The sequence below is a fragment of the Massilia consociata genome, assembly GCF_042432755.1.
In the GTDB taxonomy this organism is placed as follows: domain Bacteria; phylum Pseudomonadota; class Gammaproteobacteria; order Burkholderiales; family Burkholderiaceae_D; genus Telluria; species Telluria consociata.
Genome location: NZ_JBHLWP010000017.1, coordinates 58,722 through 75,875 on the forward strand (window position 1 = coordinate 58,722; position 17,154 = coordinate 75,875).

Annotated in this window: 18 protein-coding genes; 16 read left to right on the top strand and 2 right to left on the bottom strand. The window is 64.0% G+C overall.

Annotated features, from left to right (window positions below; all coding sequences use genetic code 11):
• The first annotated feature begins 8 nt into the window (after window positions 1-8).
• From ACFFJK_RS18760 to ACFFJK_RS18820, 13 genes are all read left to right on the top strand, one after another.
• Window positions 9-884: a TauD/TfdA dioxygenase family protein gene (locus tag ACFFJK_RS18760; protein ID WP_379681148.1), complete on the top strand. Its 876-nt coding sequence runs from the start codon at window positions 9-11 to the stop codon at window positions 882-884.
• Between the two features lie 13 nt (window positions 885-897).
• Window positions 898-1,902 carry an ABC transporter substrate-binding protein gene (locus ACFFJK_RS18765; RefSeq protein ID WP_379681149.1) on the top strand — a complete coding sequence of 335 codons (1,005 nt, stop codon included), beginning with the start codon at window positions 898-900 and terminating at the stop codon, window positions 1,900-1,902.
• Window positions 1,892-2,758, top strand: coding sequence for an ABC transporter ATP-binding protein (locus ACFFJK_RS18770; RefSeq protein WP_379681150.1), 867 nt, complete (start codon window positions 1,892-1,894; stop codon window positions 2,756-2,758). Before ACFFJK_RS18765 ends, ACFFJK_RS18770 begins: the two co-directional genes overlap by 11 nt.
• Window positions 2,755-3,633: an ABC transporter permease gene (locus tag ACFFJK_RS18775; RefSeq protein WP_379681151.1), complete on the top strand. Its 879-nt coding sequence runs from the start codon at window positions 2,755-2,757 to the stop codon at window positions 3,631-3,633. Before ACFFJK_RS18770 ends, ACFFJK_RS18775 begins: the two co-directional genes overlap by 4 nt.
• Window positions 3,634-4,037: 404 nt before the next feature.
• Entirely contained in the window at window positions 4,038-5,765 is a 1,728-nt protein-coding gene (locus ACFFJK_RS18780; RefSeq protein ID WP_379681153.1) for an acetolactate synthase 3 catalytic subunit, read from the top strand.
• Window positions 5,765-6,256 carry an acetolactate synthase small subunit gene (gene ilvN, locus ACFFJK_RS18785; protein WP_027867685.1) on the top strand — a complete coding sequence of 164 codons (492 nt, stop codon included), beginning with the start codon at window positions 5,765-5,767 and terminating at the stop codon, window positions 6,254-6,256. The genes ACFFJK_RS18780 and ilvN overlap by 1 nt, the downstream gene beginning before the upstream one ends.
• Window positions 6,257-6,345: 89 nt before the next feature.
• Window positions 6,346-7,362, top strand: coding sequence for a ketol-acid reductoisomerase (ilvC, locus tag ACFFJK_RS18790; protein ID WP_379681155.1), 1,017 nt, complete (start codon window positions 6,346-6,348; stop codon window positions 7,360-7,362).
• A gap of 298 nt (window positions 7,363-7,660) precedes the next feature.
• On the top strand, window positions 7,661-8,449 hold the full coding sequence (locus ACFFJK_RS18795) for an SIMPL domain-containing protein (RefSeq protein WP_379681156.1): 789 nt from the start codon (window positions 7,661-7,663) through the stop codon (window positions 8,447-8,449).
• Window positions 8,450-8,535: 86 nt separating this feature from the next.
• Window positions 8,536-9,405 (top strand): CDP-diacylglycerol--serine O-phosphatidyltransferase, encoded by an 870-nt coding sequence (pssA, locus tag ACFFJK_RS18800; protein ID WP_379681158.1) that lies wholly within the window; start codon window positions 8,536-8,538, stop codon window positions 9,403-9,405.
• 56 nt (window positions 9,406-9,461) lie between these two features.
• Window positions 9,462-11,045: a 2-isopropylmalate synthase gene (locus ACFFJK_RS18805; RefSeq protein WP_379681160.1), complete on the top strand. Its 1,584-nt coding sequence runs from the start codon at window positions 9,462-9,464 to the stop codon at window positions 11,043-11,045.
• Window positions 11,046-11,422: 377 nt separating this feature from the next.
• Window positions 11,423-11,866, top strand: a complete 444-nt coding sequence (locus ACFFJK_RS18810) for a hypothetical protein (RefSeq protein ID WP_379681161.1) — start codon at window positions 11,423-11,425, stop codon at window positions 11,864-11,866.
• 152 nt (window positions 11,867-12,018) lie between these two features.
• Complete coding sequence (locus ACFFJK_RS18815) at window positions 12,019-12,525, top strand: RHS repeat-associated core domain-containing protein (protein ID WP_379681162.1); 507 nt, start codon at window positions 12,019-12,021, stop codon at window positions 12,523-12,525.
• Between the two features lie 52 nt (window positions 12,526-12,577).
• Window positions 12,578-12,757 (top strand): hypothetical protein, encoded by a 180-nt coding sequence (locus ACFFJK_RS18820; protein WP_379681164.1) that lies wholly within the window; start codon window positions 12,578-12,580, stop codon window positions 12,755-12,757.
• Between the two features lie 508 nt (window positions 12,758-13,265).
• Here the strand turns inward: ACFFJK_RS18820 and ACFFJK_RS18825 are convergent.
• Window positions 13,266-13,766 (bottom strand): hypothetical protein, encoded by a 501-nt coding sequence (locus ACFFJK_RS18825; RefSeq protein ID WP_379681165.1) that lies wholly within the window; start codon window positions 13,764-13,766, stop codon window positions 13,266-13,268.
• Between the two features lie 186 nt (window positions 13,767-13,952).
• On the opposite strand from ACFFJK_RS18825, the gene rpsO reads away from it, so the two are divergent.
• On the top strand, window positions 13,953-14,222 hold the full coding sequence (gene rpsO / locus ACFFJK_RS18830; protein ID WP_224942505.1) for a 30S ribosomal protein S15: 270 nt from the start codon (window positions 13,953-13,955) through the stop codon (window positions 14,220-14,222).
• Window positions 14,223-14,239: 17 nt separating this feature from the next.
• Here the strand turns inward: rpsO and ACFFJK_RS18835 are convergent, their stop codons facing one another.
• Complete coding sequence (locus ACFFJK_RS18835; protein WP_379681167.1) at window positions 14,240-14,395, bottom strand: hypothetical protein; 156 nt, start codon at window positions 14,393-14,395, stop codon at window positions 14,240-14,242.
• Between ACFFJK_RS18835 and pnp the strand changes: the two genes are divergently transcribed.
• Both pnp and ACFFJK_RS18845 read left to right on the top strand, forming a co-directional pair.
• Window positions 14,394-16,496, top strand: coding sequence for a polyribonucleotide nucleotidyltransferase (pnp, locus tag ACFFJK_RS18840; RefSeq protein WP_379681168.1), 2,103 nt, complete (start codon window positions 14,394-14,396; stop codon window positions 16,494-16,496). The two genes, ACFFJK_RS18835 and pnp, sit on opposite strands and share 2 nt — an antisense overlap.
• 151 nt (window positions 16,497-16,647) lie before the next feature.
• Complete coding sequence (locus ACFFJK_RS18845; protein WP_379681170.1) at window positions 16,648-17,028, top strand: hypothetical protein; 381 nt, start codon at window positions 16,648-16,650, stop codon at window positions 17,026-17,028.
• Window positions 17,029-17,154 lie beyond the last annotated feature (126 nt).

Below are 17,154 nucleotides of genomic sequence, written 5' to 3' on the forward strand. Positions count from 1 at the left end.
TCACCATCATGCCTCTCGATTCTACCCGACAGGACTTCGACATCCGCCCCCTGGTCAACCAGCCGCTCGGCGCCGAGGTGCTCGGCCTCGACCTTGCCCGTCCGCTCAGCGAGGACGATTTCGACCGCCTGCACCGCGCCCACCTCGAGCATCACGTGCTGGTGTTCCGCGAGCAGTCCTTCACGCCGCAACAGCAGGTCGATTTCAGCCGCCGCTTCGGCCGCCTGCAGATCCACGTGCTGCGCCAGTTCCAGCTACCCCTGCACCCGGAAGTGCTGGTGATCTCGAACATCCGCGAGAACGGCCAGCCGATCGGGCTGGGCGATGCCGGCCACTTCTGGCATTCGGACCTGTCATACAAAGCCGTGCCGAGCCTGGGCTCGATGCTGCACGCGCAGGAGTTGCCGGCCGAGGGAGGGGATACCCTGTTTGCCAACCAGCACGCCGCCTATGAAGCGCTGCCGGGCAAGATCAAGCGCGAGATCGCCGGGCTGCGCGCCGAGCACAGTTACCTCGCGCGCTACGAAGAGCTGCGCCGGCGCAATCCCTGGCGGCCTGCGCTGACCCAGGCGCAGATCGACGAGGTGGTGCCGGCGGTCCATCCGGTGGTGCGCACCCATCCGGAGACGGGACGCCGCGCGCTGTTCGTCAGCGAGCACTTCACCACGCGCCTGCTGGGCGTGCCCGACGAGCGCAGCCGCGCGCTGCTCGACATCCTGTTCGAGCACAGCACCCGGCCGGAATTCGTCTACCGCCACGGGTGGCGGCCAAACGACCTGGTGTTCTGGGACAACCGCTCGCTGCTGCACCTGGCCACGCCCTTCCCGCAGGAGCAGCGCCGCAAGCTCTACCGTACCACCATCGAGGGCGACGTCCCGTTCTGAACCGGAGAACACCATGATCGATAACATGAAGTTCGCTGCCGCGGCGCTGGCATTGGCCCTTGGGGTATCCGGGACGGCCCAGGCCGAAGGCAGGATCCGCATCGCCGAGCAGTTCGGCGTCGTCTACCTGCTGCTGAACGTGGCGCAGGACCAGAAGCTGATCGAAAAGCACGGCAGGAAGCACGGCGTCGACATCGCTGTGGACTGGGTCAAGCTGTCGGGCGGCGCGGCCGTCAACGATGCGCTGCTGTCCGGCTCGATCGACGTGGCCGGCGCCGGGCTCGGTCCCCTGTTCACCATCTGGGACCGGACCCGCGGGCGCCAGAACGTGCGCGCCATCGCGTCGCTCGGCAACTTCCCGTACTACCTCGTCAGCACCAACCCGGCCGTGAAGACCATTGCCGACTTCAGTCAGAAGGACCGGATCGCGTTGCCGGCGGTGACGGTGTCGGTGCAGGCGCGCATCCTGCAGATGGCGGCGGCGAAGCAGTGGGGCAAGGCGGAATTCCGCAGGCTCGACCCGCTCACCCAGACCGTGCCGCACCCGGACGCGGCGGCCGCCCTCATCGCCGGCAAGACCGAGCTGAACGCCCACTTCGGCAACCCGCCGTTTCAGGAGCAGGAACTGGCCGGCAATCCACGGGCGCGCATCGTGCTCGATTCGTATGAGGTGCTGGGCGGCCCCAGCTCGGCGACCGTGCTCTATGCCACCGAAAAATACGTCAAGGAAAACCCGAAGACCTACCGTGCCTTCATCGACGCCCTTGGCGAGGCGGCCCTGCTGGCGAGCAGGAATCCGGAAGCGGCGGCCGACGCCTACCTGCGCGTCAACAAGGGCAACATCGACAGGGCGCTGCTGGTGAAGGTGATCAGGAACCCGCAGGTGCAGTTCCAGGTGGCGCCGCAGAACACGCTGGTGCTGGCGCAGTTCCTGCATGAGGTGGGCGCCATTCGCAACCGGCCGGCGAGCTGGCGCGATTATTTCTTCGTCCACCCGGCGCTGGGCGATGGAAGCTGAGGAGCCGAGCATGAGTCCGCTGAACCTGGTCCAGAACGAACCGCTGCTGCGCGTCGAGCACGTCACGCTCGCATACAAGGGCGAGCGCGGCATCGTGCGCGCCACCGAGGGCGTGAGTTTCGACGTGCACCGCGGCGACCGCTTCGTGCTGCTGGGGCCGTCCGGCTGCGGCAAGTCGACACTGTTGAAAGCCGTCGGCGGCTTCATCGCGCCGCAGGCCGGCAGCCTGACGTTGGCCGGCCAGGCGATCACCCGGCCGGGACCGGACCGCATCGTCGTGTTCCAGGAGTTCGACCAGCTGCCTCCGTGGAAGACGGTGCGCGAAAACGTGATGTTCCCGATGCTGGCCGGTGGCGTGAAGCGCAAGGAGGCGGACCAGCGGGCGCGCCACTGGCTGGGCAAGGTCGGGCTGGCGCGCTTTGTCGATGCGTATCCGCACACGCTGTCGGGCGGCATGAAGGCGCGGGTGGCGATCGCCCGCGCGCTGGCGATGCAGCCGGCCATCCTCCTGATGGACGAGCCCTTCGCCGCGCTCGATGCGCTCACGCGGCGCAGCATGCAGGAAGCGCTGCAGGCCTTGTGGGAAGAGATCGGCTTCACCATGCTGTTCGTGACGCATTCGATCGAGGAAGCGCTGGTGGTGGGCAACCGCATCCTGCTGCTGTCGCCGCATCCGGGGAGGGTGAGGGCGGAGCTCAACAGCCACCAGTTCAGCCTGGCCAGCGCGGGCAGCGCCGAGTTCCAGGCGGCGACGCAGCGGATCCATGATTTGTTGTTCGGGGATGTTCATGCGCCGCTTGAACGCGCGCTCGGCGGAACCGACCACGCGTTCGACCACCATCCGAATTGCCGATGACTTTGCCAATGATGACTCCTCCAGTCCGGCCTGAATACATTCTCGATACTGCGCCAGCCGCGCCGGTGTCTGCGCCATCTTCCGGCCAGACAATGGGAAGTGCGACGCGCAACCTCGCCTGGCTGCGCAAGCTCGCCATGCTCCTTGCCATCGCCCTCGCCTGGGAAGCCTCGGCCCGCTGGGTCGACAACGACCTGCTGCTGCCCGGCGCCGTCCAGACGGCCCAGGCCTTCGGCGCCGGCATCGTCTCGGGCGAACTGTGGGGCTACATCGGCGTCTCGCTCCAGGTGCTGACCCAGGGCTTCGTGCTCGGCGTTGCCGGCTCCTTCCTGCTGACCTGGCTGGCCGTCTCCAGCAAGGCGGGTCGCGAGCTGATCGACACCCTGACGGCCATGTTCAACCCGCTGCCGGCGATCGCGCTGCTGCCGCTGGCGCTGCTGTGGTTCGGCCTGGGCAAGAGCAGCCTGCTGATGGTGCTGGTGCATTCGGTCCTGTGGCCGCTGACCCTGAACGCGACCGCGGGCTTTCGCGCGGTGCCCGAGACCCTGCGCATGGCCGGCCGCAACTACGGCCTCGGCGGGCTGCGCATGGTGCTGCACATCCTGGTCCCGGCCGCGCTGCCGAGCATCCTGTCGGGCCTGAAGATCGGCTGGGCCTTCGCCTGGCGCACCCTGATCGCCGCCGAGCTGGTGTTCGGGAGTACCTCGGGACAGGGCGGGCTGGGCTGGTACATCTTCCAGAACCGCAACGAGCTCTTCACCGACAAGGTCTTCGCCGGCCTGGCCGCCGTCATCCTCATCGGCCTGGCCATCGAGCACCTGGTGTTCCAGACCCTGGAACGCCTCACCGTCCGCCGCTGGGGCATGCAGCGCTGAGCTTCCGTATCGCACCATGCTTGTGCATGCTTCTGCCCCCAATCTTTTTTCTTCATGGAGGCTTGACCAAAATGGTGCAACGCAGTAATGTGTTTGAACGCTTTGCACCCCCGAAGCTCTCCGGTCACCCGGTGAAGGCCCACACGCCATCTCCGGATTGACGCGCTTTCATTTGTAGGCAGTTTGCTCCGACCCGCGCCACAAGCGCGAGAGATGCGTATAAACGCTACAGACACTCAAGCCGAACGAGTTGCGCCTAGCGCCCGTGCGTAAGGACCCTACGGTGTCCTGAACCACAGTCGCGACCGCAGAGAGAAGGGAAGCATGAGGGCTGTTGCGCACATCGCATTTCGTTAGGAACGGGCATCCGATCAAACTCCCATTGGGTCTTGAAAGGAATGAACATGAATAACGAAGGATCAGCCCAGATCACTGGTGCTGAAATTGTGGTGCGTTGTCTCGCGGAAGAGGGCGTCAAGCACGTCTTCGGTTATCCCGGCGGGGCAGTCCTCTACATCTACGACGCCATCTTCAAGCAGGACAAGTTCCAGCACGTCCTCGTCCGCCACGAACAGGCCGCTGTGCACGCCGCAGACGCCTATTCGCGCAGCTCCAACACCGTCGGCGTCGCCCTCGTGACCTCGGGTCCGGGCGTGACCAATGCCGTCACCGGCCTGTCCACGGCCTACATGGATTCGATCCCGATGGTCGTCATCTCCGGCCAGGTGCCGAGCCATGCGATCGGCCAGGACGCCTTCCAGGAATGCGACACCGTCGGCATCACCCGCCCGGTGGTCAAGCACAACTTCCTGGTCAAGGATGTCCGGGAACTGGCCTCGACCATCAAGAAAGCCTTCTTCATCGCCCGTACCGGCCGCCCCGGCCCCGTGCTGGTCGATATCCCGAAGGACATCACGATGCACAAGTGCGCCTTCGAATATCCCCGCGAGATCGAGATGCGTTCGTACCGTCCGGTGGACAAGGGCCATGCCGGCCAGATCCGCAAGGCGGTGCAACTGCTGCAGCAGGCCGAGCGCCCGATGATCTATGCGGGCGGCGGCGTGATCCTGGCCAATGCGTCGAACGAACTGAACCGCATGGTCGAGAAGACCGGCTTTCCGATCACCAACACGCTGATGGGCCTGGGCGCCTCGCGCTCGACCAGCCCGCACTTCGTCGGCATGCCGGGCATGCACGGCACCTATGAAGCGAACATGGCGATGCAGCACTGCGACGTTCTGATCGCCATCGGGGCGCGCTTCGACGACCGCGTGATCGGCAACCCGAAGCACTTCGCCTCCAACCCGCGCAAGATCATCCATATCGACATCGACCCCTCGTCGATCTCGAAGCGCGTCAAGGTCGATATCCCGATCGTCGGCAACGTCAAGGACGTGCTGGTGGAACTGCTCTCGCAGCTCGACGCGAGCTCGGCCCAGCCGAACGCCCCGGCGCTGCAGGCCTGGTGGAAGCAGATCAACGCATGGCGCGGCCGCGAATGCCTGGCTTACGCGCCTTCGGACGAGGTCATCAAGCCGCAATCGGTGATCGAGCAGCTGTACAAGGTGACGAACGGGGACGCCTTCATCACCTCGGACGTGGGCCAGCACCAGATGTGGGCCGCGCAGTACTACGGTTTCGACAAGCCGCGCCGCTGGATCAATTCCGGCGGCCTGGGCACGATGGGCGTGGGCCTGCCCTACGCCATGGGCGTGCAGATGGCGAATCCGGATGCAACGGTCGCCTGCGTCACCGGCGAAGGCTCGATCCAGATGTGCATCCAGGAGCTCGCCACCTGCAAGCAATACCACCTGAGCCCGAAGATCATCCTGCTCAACAACCGCTTCCTGGGCATGGTGCGCCAGTGGCAGCAGATCGACTACGGCTCGCGCTATTCCGAGTCGTACATGGATTCGCTGCCGGACTTCGAGAAGCTGGCCGAGGCCTATGGCCACGTCGGCATGCGCATCGAGAAGCCGGGCGACGTGGAAGGCTCGCTGCGTGAAGCCTTCGGGATGAAGGACCGCCTCGTGTTCATGAACTTCATCACCGACCAGAGCGAGAACGTCTGGCCGATGGTCAAGGCGGGCTCGGGCCTGTCCGAAATGCTGCTCGGCTCGGAGGACCTGTAATGCGACACATCATTTCCGTCCTCCTCGAGAACGAAGCCGGCGCGCTGTCGCGCGTGGTCGGGCTGTTCTCGGCACGCGGCTACAACATCGAAACCCTGACCGTGGCGCCGACCGAAGACGCGACCCTGTCGCGCATGACCATCGTCACCAGCGGCTCGGACGACATCATCGAGCAGATCACCAAGCACCTGAACCGCCTGATCGAGGTGGTGAAGGTGGTCGATCTCACCGAAGGGCAGCACATCGAGCGCGAGCTCATGCTCATCAAGGTGCGGGCGGTCGGCAAGGAGCGCGAAGAGATGAAGCGCACCGCCGACATCTTCCGCGGCCGGATCATCGACGTGACCGAAAAGACCTACACGATCGAACTGACCGGCGCCAAGAGCAAGCTCGACGCCTTCATCGACGCCATCGACCGCGCCTCCATCCTCGAGACCGTCCGTACCGGCGGCTCGGGCATCGGCCGCGGCGAGCGCATCCTCAAGGTTTAAAAAAGTCGTAGGGTGGTCGGCTCTGCCGACCGCGCGTTCAAGCAACGCAAACATACACACACATTTAAATAATTATCTAAGGAATGACCATGAAAGTTTTCTACGACAAAGACTGCGACCTCTCCCTCATCAAAGGCAAGAACGTCGCCATCATCGGCTACGGCTCGCAGGGCCACGCGCACGCCCAGAACCTGAGCGAATCCGGCGTCAACGTCACCGTCGGCCTGCGCCGTGGCGGCGCATCGTGGAACAAGGTCGAGCAGGCCGGCCTGAAGGTCGCCGAGGTCGATGAAGCGGTGAAGAATGCCGACGTCATCATGATCCTGCTGCCGGACGAGAACATCGCCCAGGTCTACAAGGAAAACGTCGAGCCGAACGCGAAGCAGGGCGCGGTGCTGGCCTTTGCCCATGGCTTCAACGTGCATTATGGACAGGTGGTGCCGCGCGCCGACCTCGACGTGATCATGGTCGCACCAAAAGCGCCGGGCCACACCGTGCGCGGCACCTACACCCAGGGCGGCGGCGTGCCGCACCTGGTCGCCGTGTACCAGGACAAGTCGGGCGCGGCGCGCGACATCGCGCTGTCCTACGCCATGGCCAACGGCGGCGGCCGTGCCGGCATCATCGAGACCAACTTCCGCGAAGAGACCGAGACCGACCTGTTCGGCGAGCAGGCCGTGCTGTGCGGCGGCACCGTGGAACTGATCAAGGCCGGCTTCGAGACCCTGGTGGAAGCCGGCTACGCGCCGGAGATGGCCTACTTCGAGTGCCTGCACGAACTGAAGCTGATCGTCGACCTGATCTACGAAGGCGGCATTGCCAACATGAACTACTCGATCTCGAACAATGCCGAGTACGGCGAGTACGTCACCGGCCCGAAAGTCGTCACCTCGGCGACCAAGGAGGCAATGAAGCAGTGCCTGAAGGACATCCAGACCGGCGAGTACGCGAAGAGCTTCATCCTCGAGAACAAGGCCGGCGCCCCGACCCTGATCTCGCGCCGCCGCTTGACTTCCGAGCACCAGATCGAGGAAGTCGGCGCCAAGCTGCGCGCGATGATGCCGTGGATTGCGAAGAACAAGCTGGTCGACCAGTCGAAGAACTGATCGGTCACGGCGGGGTTGCGTAGGGTGGACGGCTTCGCCGTCCGCGCGTTCAAATCCTGCTGAAAACGAGGCTCCATGATTTGCATGGAGTCATTGAACGCGCGGTCGGCAGAGCCGACCACCCTACAAAACGACAATTCGAGACACCTTTCGCATTGTCATTCGTACCTTTGGCACGAATGACAATGCCTCCAGCCGCTCAGTTGCAACGATCCATTACAAAATCACGATGGAACTTGCTGGGCCGGTATCGTATAAGTGACGCGGACATCCGTCGTAACTTACTGGAGAACAATAAATGAAGATTTCCACATCACTCGTCGCCGCCACAATGCTGCTGGCCTTCCAGGCCCACGCGCAAACCGCCCAGGTGGGGCCAGCCCCGTCCACCACCGGCACGCTGGTCGTGGTGCCGGCCTTCGGCGAAGTGAAGCACGCGAACGACCAGGCAACCGTGATGTTCGCGGTGGAAGAGCATGACAAGGACAAGGCCGCCGCAAGCGCCCGCGTGAACCGCAAGATGAAGGAGGGAACCGAGATCGTGCGCCGCGCCGATCCGCAGGCCGAACTCAAGACCATGGGCTACTACACTTACCCGGTCTATCCTGAGGTTGCACCCATGCCGCCGATGCCGCAGCCGGCAACGGGTACGCCGCCGAGGCCGGTGCCGATCGCCTGGCGCGTGGGCCAGTACCTGGAAGTGAAGACCAAGAACCTGCAGGCGTTGCCGAAGACGGCCGCCGCCGCGCAAAAAGTGCTGCAGATCAATAGCGTCACTTTCGGGCTGAGCCCGGAACTGGAAAAGCGCCTGGACGACCAGCGCATCGCCGCCACCTACCGCAACCTGAACGAACGCATCGTCTCGATCGCCAGCGCGATGGGGCGCAAGCCGGGCGACGCCGTGCTGGATACGGTCGACTTCGAAGGTTCGGGCAACTATGCCGGCGATGCACAGGGGGCGGGCGCGCCCGCGATGATGCGCATGAGCGCCAAGCGCGAAATGGCCGACGAGATGCCGGAACCGAGCTTCGAACCGGGAGAAACGACCCTGCAGATGCGTCTGGTTGGTAAGGTGCGATTCAAGTAAGCGATACAGGCAATAATAGCCATTCGCTAACATGCTGTTCCCGCCTCTATAATGCAGGGAACAGCATCACTTGAATACGGATCCTTATGCCAACTTTTCCACGACGCAGAACACCAGGGGCAGCGCCGAAAGCGCCACGATTTTCCCGCTTGAAACGCTTTGGGCGTCGGGCGGAAGACCGGGTGCAGGGCGAGCGCGGCCGCGGTATCTACCTGCTGCCGAACGCGTTCACGACCGGCGCCTTGTTCTGCGGCTTCTACGCGATCGTCATGGCGATGAACCAGCGCTTCGAGCACGCCTGCTGGGCGGTGTTCATCGCGATGATCCTCGATGGGCTGGATGGACGGATCGCGCGCCTGACCAACACCCAGTCGGAGTTCGGCGCGCAGTACGACTCCTTGTCCGACATGGTGTCGTTCGGCGCCGCGCCGGCGCTGGTGATCTATGAATGGTCGCTGCGCGGCCTGGGCAAGCTGGGCTGGATCGCCGCCTTCATTTACTGCGCGGGCGCCGCGCTGAGGCTGGCGCGCTTCAACACCAACATCGAGGTGGTGGACAAGCGCTTCTTCCAGGGCCTGCCGAGCCCGGCGGCGGCGGCCCTGGTGGTCGGCTTCATCATGATGATGACCGATCCGGACATCAACGTCAGCTCGCGCCAGGTGGACTGGGTGAGCTGGTGCATCGCAGTGTTCGCGGGCCTGACGATGGTGTCGAACGTACCGTTTTACAGCTTCAAGGACGTGAACTTCCGCAAGTCGGTGCCGTTCATCGTGGTGTTCCTGATTGCCCTGGCCTTCGCGCTGCTGGCGATCGACCCGCCGAAAGTCCTGTGGCCGATTTTTGTGATTTACGGCTTGTCGGGGTATGCCGTGTTTGCCTGGCGCGCAGCCAAGGGCAAGCCGGTGAGCATCATCCCGCTCGACGACGACGAGCCGGACGACGGCGTGCGCCGCTAGCGCGGACCTTCGGGCCGGGCAGGGCGCCCGCTGACAGTTTTCATTCTGTTTAGCACATGGAGCCCGCAATGCCGCACACGACGCCTGACCCGAAGCCCGACACCTCTCGCCTCATCATTTTCGACACCACCCTGCGCGACGGCGAGCAATCGCCCGGCGCCTCCATGACGAGGGACGAGAAGGTGCGCATCGCGCGCCAACTCGAGCGCCTGCGGGTGGACGTCATCGAAGCCGGTTTCGCGGCGGCATCGCCCGGCGACTTCGAAGCGATCCGCGCGATATCGAGCGCGGTGCGCGATTCCACCATCTGCTCCCTGTCGCGCGCCAACGACCGCGACATCGCGCGCGCCGCCGAAGCGCTCGCTCCGGCCGCGCGCAAGCGCATCCACACCTTCATCGCCACGTCTCCGCTGCACATGCAGATGAAGCTGCGCATGGAGCCGGAGCAGGTGCTGGAGCAGGCAAAGCTCGCCATCCGCTACGCGCGCAAGCATACCGACGACATCGAATTCTCGCCCGAGGACGGCAGCCGCTCGGACGAGGAATTCCTGTGCCGCGTGCTGGAAGCCGTCATCGCGGAAGGAGCAACCACCATCAACTTCCCCGACACGGTCGGCTACGCGGTGCCCGAGCAGTTCGGCGAACGCATCCGCCGCCTGCGCGAGCGCGTGCCCAATTCGGACAAGGCGATCTGGTCGGTGCACTGCCACAACGACCTGGGCCTGGCGGTGGCCAATTCGCTGGCCGGGGTGGCCATCGGCGGCGCGCGCCAGATCGAGTGCACCATCAACGGTCTGGGCGAGCGGGCCGGCAATACCTCGCTGGAAGAAGTGGTGATGGCGCTGCGCACGCGCCACGACTACTTCAACCTGGCGGTCGGCATCGACACCACGCAGATCGTGCCGGCGTCAAAAATGGTCTCGCAGATCACCGGCTTTGCGGTGCAGCCGAACAAGGCGGTGGTGGGGGCCAACGCCTTCGCGCACGCCTCGGGCATCCACCAGGACGGCATCCTGAAGGCGCGCGAGACCTACGAGATCATGCGCGCCGAAGACGTGGGCTGGACCGCCAACAAGATCGTGCTGGGCAAGCTCTCCGGCCGCAACGCCTTCAAGTCGCGCCTGCAGGAGCTGGGCATCGAGCTGGAATCGGAAGCCGAGGTGAACACCGCCTTTGCACGCTTCAAGGAACTGGCCGACCGCAAGGCCGAGATCTTCGACGAGGACATCATGGCCTTGGTGTCCGCCGAGGACCACGCCCAGGAAGGCGAGCTTTATCGCCTGGTGTCGCTGGCGCAGCGCTCGGAAACCGGCGAGCTGCCGCATGCGAAAGTCGTGTTCGCGGTGGACGGCAGGGAAGTGTCGGTGGAGTCTTCGGGCGACGGGCCGGTGGATGCGGTGATCAGCGCGATCGAGAGCGTGGTGAGAAGCGGGGCGGAGCAGGTGCTGTTTTCGATCAACGCGATCAGCAACGGGCCGCAGTCGCAGGGCGAAGTCACGATCCGCCTGTCGCATTCGGGCCGCATCGTCAACGGCGTCGGCGCCGATCCGGACATCATCGTGGCCTCGGCCAAGGCGTATTTGTCCGGGCTGAACAAGCTGCACTCGAAGGTGGAGAGAGTGAATCCGCAGGGGGTGTGAGTGTCAACGCGGCTTTGACACGAGCCGGCCGCCCCTGCACGCTGTGCGTTTTGGCAAGCGTGCGTGCAGGAGTTTGCCGTGAGCGTCACCATCCGCCCACTGACAGGCGCGCATGCAGCCGGTGCGCGTCATCGATACCTAGAGCAGGGATTTCATGGCCGACTAGTTCGCTGACGGTACGAAGAGCCAGCTGCCGACAGTCATCAATATCCATACTCCGGAAGCTTGGCAATCGTCGTCGGTTACCGGCTGGGCGGCGGAAACGTGGCCGCGGCACTCAACCGCATAGTCGAAAAACAACGGCACTGAAATGCCTGCATTCCGCTGGACTGACGTGGGCGGCGAGATTCGCCTTATGAACGATCAAGGGGACAACTATGCGAAACTTTCTGCTCATACTTTCGCTGCTGGCGCTGTTGGCCGGCTGCGACATGCGCGAGACTTACGAAGATGTCAGTACCGAGCCCCGGTCCAGGCAAGCCATCGGTATCCGCTATGAGGTCATCGGCCTGGTCTATGCGCACGGAATCCGGCCGCATTCCCAGGCGCCGGTCGACTACGTGGTGATCCTTCCGCCACCCGGCATCGGAGGGACAATGATCGCCTGGCGCGAACCTGTGCCCAAAGGATCGATCATCACGGTCCGCAAGGTGGTGCGCACCAACCGGGTCTTCGAGGGCCGCATGAATCTCGGGGTAGAACTGGATGGCATGCCGCTGCCGGTCGACGCGCCTATCACCATCGAACTCGTGCGCGAGAACGAAGGCAAGGGCTACCTTGATCTGAATCCGGAGATCTACCGCAGGCTGCCTGCGGGCTAGCCGATACGTAGGCATCTGGAGCGATAGGTGGTGATGGAAGCGGCGGCAAGTCGGTTACGTGGCTTGATGCGTACGGGATCCGGCCACATTCGAAAGCGCCCGTGGAATACGTGCCCTGATCCCGCCGCCGGGTATCGAAGGACCATGATCGCGTGATCGGACGCAACCGTACTGCCTATGTATGGATCGGTGGCCAGCTGTTCGGGATGGCGCGCGACGGACAGTTCTATGCGAGTCACAATGCTCAGGTTGGCCGGCCCGAGATGCTGACCAATGCCAGCGGTACCGTAGTCTGGCGCGGCGCCAACGCCGTGTTCGACCGCTGGGCGACCCCAACCAACGCGGTTGGCGGACTGAACATCGGATACCCCGGGCAGTACTTCGACGAGGAGAGCGGGCTCTGGTACAACTGGCACCGCTATTACGACCCGGCGACCGGACGCTACATCCAGCGCGACCGGCTCGGGCTGGCTGGGGGGATCAATCCGTATGCGTATGCCAGCAGCAACCCGCTGATGCGGATCGACCCGCTCGGACACCAGGGCCCGGGAGGTCATCGGGACGCGTTACGAAGTGGTCGGGGGGGACGCCTACGGAATACGGCGGCACTCGAAAGCCCCGGTGGAGCACGTGCATCTTATTCCGCCGCCAGGCATTGATGGGTCCGAGATCGGCTTCAGCGTTCCTGTGCAGTGTGGCTCGACGGTCACGGTGCGCAAGGTAGTGCGCACCAATCGGATTTTCGAGGGCGACATGAACCTCGAGGTCGACCTGGAAGGCGCGCTGCTGCCAGCGGACGTTCCTGTCACCATCCAGCTCATGCGTGGAAACGAAGGCAAGGGCTACCTGGAGCTGAACCCCCAGATTTTCCGCAAGCTTCCGGCCAGTTGAGTTTTGGCGCGGGCGCCTCCGGGTGCCGCGACTTTCCCACAGCATGTACGCGGTGGATGTCGACAACAAGACTGACTGCACCAAGTTGCCGTGACAGCGGGCCGCAGGCATCGTGCCGAAGATGGCGATTTCGAACTAGCCCCGCTGCATGGCTTGGCCCCGACGCGCTCGAGGTCTTCGTGCGCAGCGAAGCGGGGCACCAGCCTAGGCTACCACCCCATCATCTTCGCCTCGGCCAAGGCGTATCGGTCGGGCCTGAACAAGCTGCACTCGAAGGTCGAGCGGGTTAACCCGCAAGGGGTGTAAGGCGGCTGTCCGGCTGTTCACCTGCACCTGGATTCCCGCCTTCGCGGGAATGACGGGTTCGACGTGAGCGGTCTGCATGACTATCTTGCTGCGCCAGCCTGAAGACCGTCGTACACCCCACTGGGGCCTACGACTCCCCGCGAAGGCGGGGACCCGATTTCGTACCGCATCCTGCAGTGCCGGAACGCGCGGCGGCAAGCGCTCACCACCCGAACCTGTCCCTCGGCTCATACATCGGATCCGGCCCGTTCATCATCTGCCGCACGATGCCCTGCTGGTCGAAGTGCACATGCATGAGCGAATTCCACACTCCCGCCTCCTTGTACCGGTACGACCAGACCTCGTAGTCCCGGAAGCCGACACGCGAGGTTTCTGCCGGCTTGCCGACGGCGCGCAGCACGTCTTCCCGGGTCGCCTCGTCGATCTTGATGGTGGCGAACTTCTCGCTGGTCAACACCTGCTCGTAGGACACCAGCCGCCCGTCCGGACCGATGCGCGCCATGAAGGTTTGCTGCCCCATGGGGCCGGTCGCATACTCGAGGATGCGGTCGTTGCCGGCACCGTAGATGGCGGTCGGTGTGCCCATCTTCTGCTGCACGATGTCGACCGGATCGCCGATGCTGGGCGCCTGGCGCAGCATCGCGGCACAACCGCCGAGCGAAACGAGCGACACGACTGTTGCAAATATGATCAATTTTTTCATCGATACCCCCGTCAATGGCCCCGAAAACGCCATGATGCACCATCCGGCCGACGCAAACAGTGGCCGCACGCGCGGTTTTCCCCTATACTGGCGGGTCTGCCCGATTTGGGCAGGTACGTTAGTAGTAAATCGACAATCACGGTGCGCTGGGTTTCGACTCATGCACCGCATGTGAAAGGTAACATCATGACTGTAGAAAACATCAACAAAGCCGCGATCATCGCGGACAACGCACGTGGCCAGAACGATACCGGTTCGCCGGAAGTCCAGGTCGCACTGCTGACCGCACGCATCAACGAACTGAACGGCCACTTCAAGGCACACCAGAAGGATCACCACTCGCGTCGTGGCCTGATCATGATGGTCAACCGCCGCAAGAGCCTGCTGGCTTACCTGAAGAGCAAGGACGCCAACCGTTATCGCGACCTGATCGCCAAGCTCGGCCTGCGTAAGTAATCGTTGGTCAAGACGATTTAGTCACGAAATGCCTGCGCCAGATAGCTGTCGCGGGCATTTTTTGTTTTCATCGTCAGTTGTTGTTGAGTTAATGGCGGATTGTAAGAGCCGCCCGTGGTGAGGTGAACGACAGCTCCTGAAAATCTGTCGGCAAATAGAAAGGGATTACCCATGTTTAACAAAGTTACGAAAACCTTCCAGTACGGTCAACACACGGTCACCCTGGAGACGGGTGAAATCGCGCGCCAGGCAAGCGGCGCCGTCGTCGTGTCGGTCGAAGATACCGTCATCCTGGCAACCGTGGTCGCCAAGAAGGACGCCAAGCCGGGCCAGGACTTCTTCCCGCTGACCGTCGACTACATGGAGAAAACCTACGCAGCCGGTAAGATCCCGGGCGGCTTCTTCAAGCGCGAAGGCCGTCCTTCGGAAAAGGAAACCCTGACCTCGCGCCTGATCGACCGTCCGATCCGCCCGCTGTTCCCGGAAGGCTACCTGAACGAAGTCCAGGTCATCATCCACGTCCTGTCGGTCAACCCTGAGATCGACCCGGACATCCCGTCGATGATCGGCGCCTCGGCTGCGCTGTGCATCGCCGGCATCCCGTTCAACGGCCCGATCGGCGCAGCCCGCGTCGGCTACGCGAACGGCCAGTACATCCTGAACCCGACCACCACCGAGCTGAAGACCTCGCAGATGGACCTGGTCGTGGCAGGCACCGAAACCGCCGTGCTGATGGTGGAATCGGAAGCGCAGCAGCTGTCCGAAGAAGTCATGCTGGGCGCGGTCGTCTTCGGCCACGACCAGATGAAGGCCGTCATCGACGCCATCCACGACCTGGTGGCCGAAGGCGGCAAGCCGGAAGTCGAATGGGCGCCGGCGCCGAAGAACGAAGAACTGATCGCCCGCGTGGGCGACCTGGCCGGCGCCGCGATCCGCGACGCCTACCAGACCCGCGAAAAGTCGCTGCGCCAGCAGAAGCTCAAGTCGATCTCCGCCGAAGTCATGGCAGGCCTGGCGACCCAGGGCATCGAAGCGGATAGCGCCGAAGTCGGCAACATCCTGTTCGACATGGAAGCCAAGGTCGTGCGTTCCCAGATCCTGGACGGCGAGCCGCGCATCGACGGCCGCGACACCCGCACCGTGCGTCCGATCGCGATCCGCACCGGCGTGCTGCCGCGTACCCACGGCTCGGCCCTGTTCACCCGCGGCGAGACCCAGGCACTCGTGGTGGCCACCCTCGGCACCGCGCGCGACAGCCAGAAGATCGACGCGCTGATGGGCGAGTACACCGACGACTTCATGATGCACTACAACATGCCTCCGTTCGCCACCGGCGAAACCGGCCGCGTGGGCACCCCGAAGCGCCGCGAAGTCGGCCACGGCCGCCTGGCCAAGCGCGCGCTGGTCGCAGCTCTCCCTTCGCCGGAAGAGTTCTCGTACTCGGTGCGCCTGGTCTCGGAAATCACCGAGTCGAACGGTTCCTCGTCGATGGCATCGGTCTGCGGCGGCTGCCTGGCGCTGATGGACGCCGGCGTGCCGATGAAGGCGCACGTCGCCGGCATCGCCATGGGCCTGATCAAGGAAGGCGGCAAGTTCGCGGTCCTGACCGACATCCTGGGTGACGAAGACCACCTGGGCGACATGGACTTCAAGGTGGCCGGTACCCCGGCGGGCATCACCGCGCTGCAGATGGACATCAAGATCCAGGGCATCACCAAGGAAATCATGCAGGTGGCGCTGGCGCAGGCCAAGGAAGCCCGCCAGCACATCCTGGCCGAGATGCAGCGCGCCGTGCCGAGCGTGAAGACCGAGCTGTCGGACTTCGCACCGCGCCTGATCACCATCCGCATCAACCCGGAAAAGATCCGTGACGTGATCGGCAAGGGCGGCGCCGTCATCCGCGCGCTGACCGAGGAAACCGGCACCCAGATCGACATCACCGACGAAGGCATCGTGACCATCGCTTCGGTCGACGCCGCCGCCGGCCAGGAAGCCAAGCGCCGCATCGAAGAGCTGACCGCCTCGGTCGAAGTGGGCAAGACCTACGACGGCACCGTGCTGAAACTGCTGGACTTCGGCGCGATCGTCCAGGTCATGCCGGGCAAGGACGGCCTGCTGCACATCTCGCAGATCGCCAACGAGCGCGTGAACGCCGTGGCCGACTACCTGAAGGAAGGCCAGCAAGTGCGCGTGAAGGTCCTCGAGACCGACGAGCGCGGCCGCCTGAAGCTGTCGATGAAAGCTGCCGATCCGGTGGAAGGCGCGGCGCAGTAATTCTGCTCGCGGCTTCTAGCCTACGAAAACCGCCAGTGCGTGAGCCTGGCGGTTTTTTTATCGGCAACGCATCCCGGTTTGAGGCGGCACAACGAGTACGCAAAGCAAGCTCCGAGAATCGAAGCCACGGCTTCTTTTTCGCGGGTAAAGCATGCGCTCCCTGATCCGCCTCATCGCCCTGGTCTGCCTGTCGCTGTGCCTGCAAGCCTGCGGCGGCTCCACCTCCGTCGCCCTGTATGTCGAATGGGGCTCGTGCGACTTCGATCGCGACCGGTGGGGACGGGCGGACCGGATCGCGCGCGGTTGCATGATGCCGTCCTTTCTCGACAGGTACCAGCCGGTCGGGATGTCCGCCGTCGAGTTGAAGTTATGGCTGGGTGAGCCCACGACCTATGCCGACCTGGAGCATCCGGCCTACCTGGTGGCGCAGCTTGGGGCGAACGGCAGGCCGGGCAGGGAGCAGTTCCTGGTGTTCAGGCTCGACTGGCTCACCGGGCGCGTGGTCGGGGTCGAGCTGCTGCCGGTCTACTAGGTTCCAGTTGGCGGCGCTGCCTGCCTGTGTGTCGATTGCAGACCTGCAATCAAAGCACATCGATTATCATTGTCTTTTCGCCGAACCCGGCATGCCAATGTTGTCCACCCTGGCGACCGGTCATTT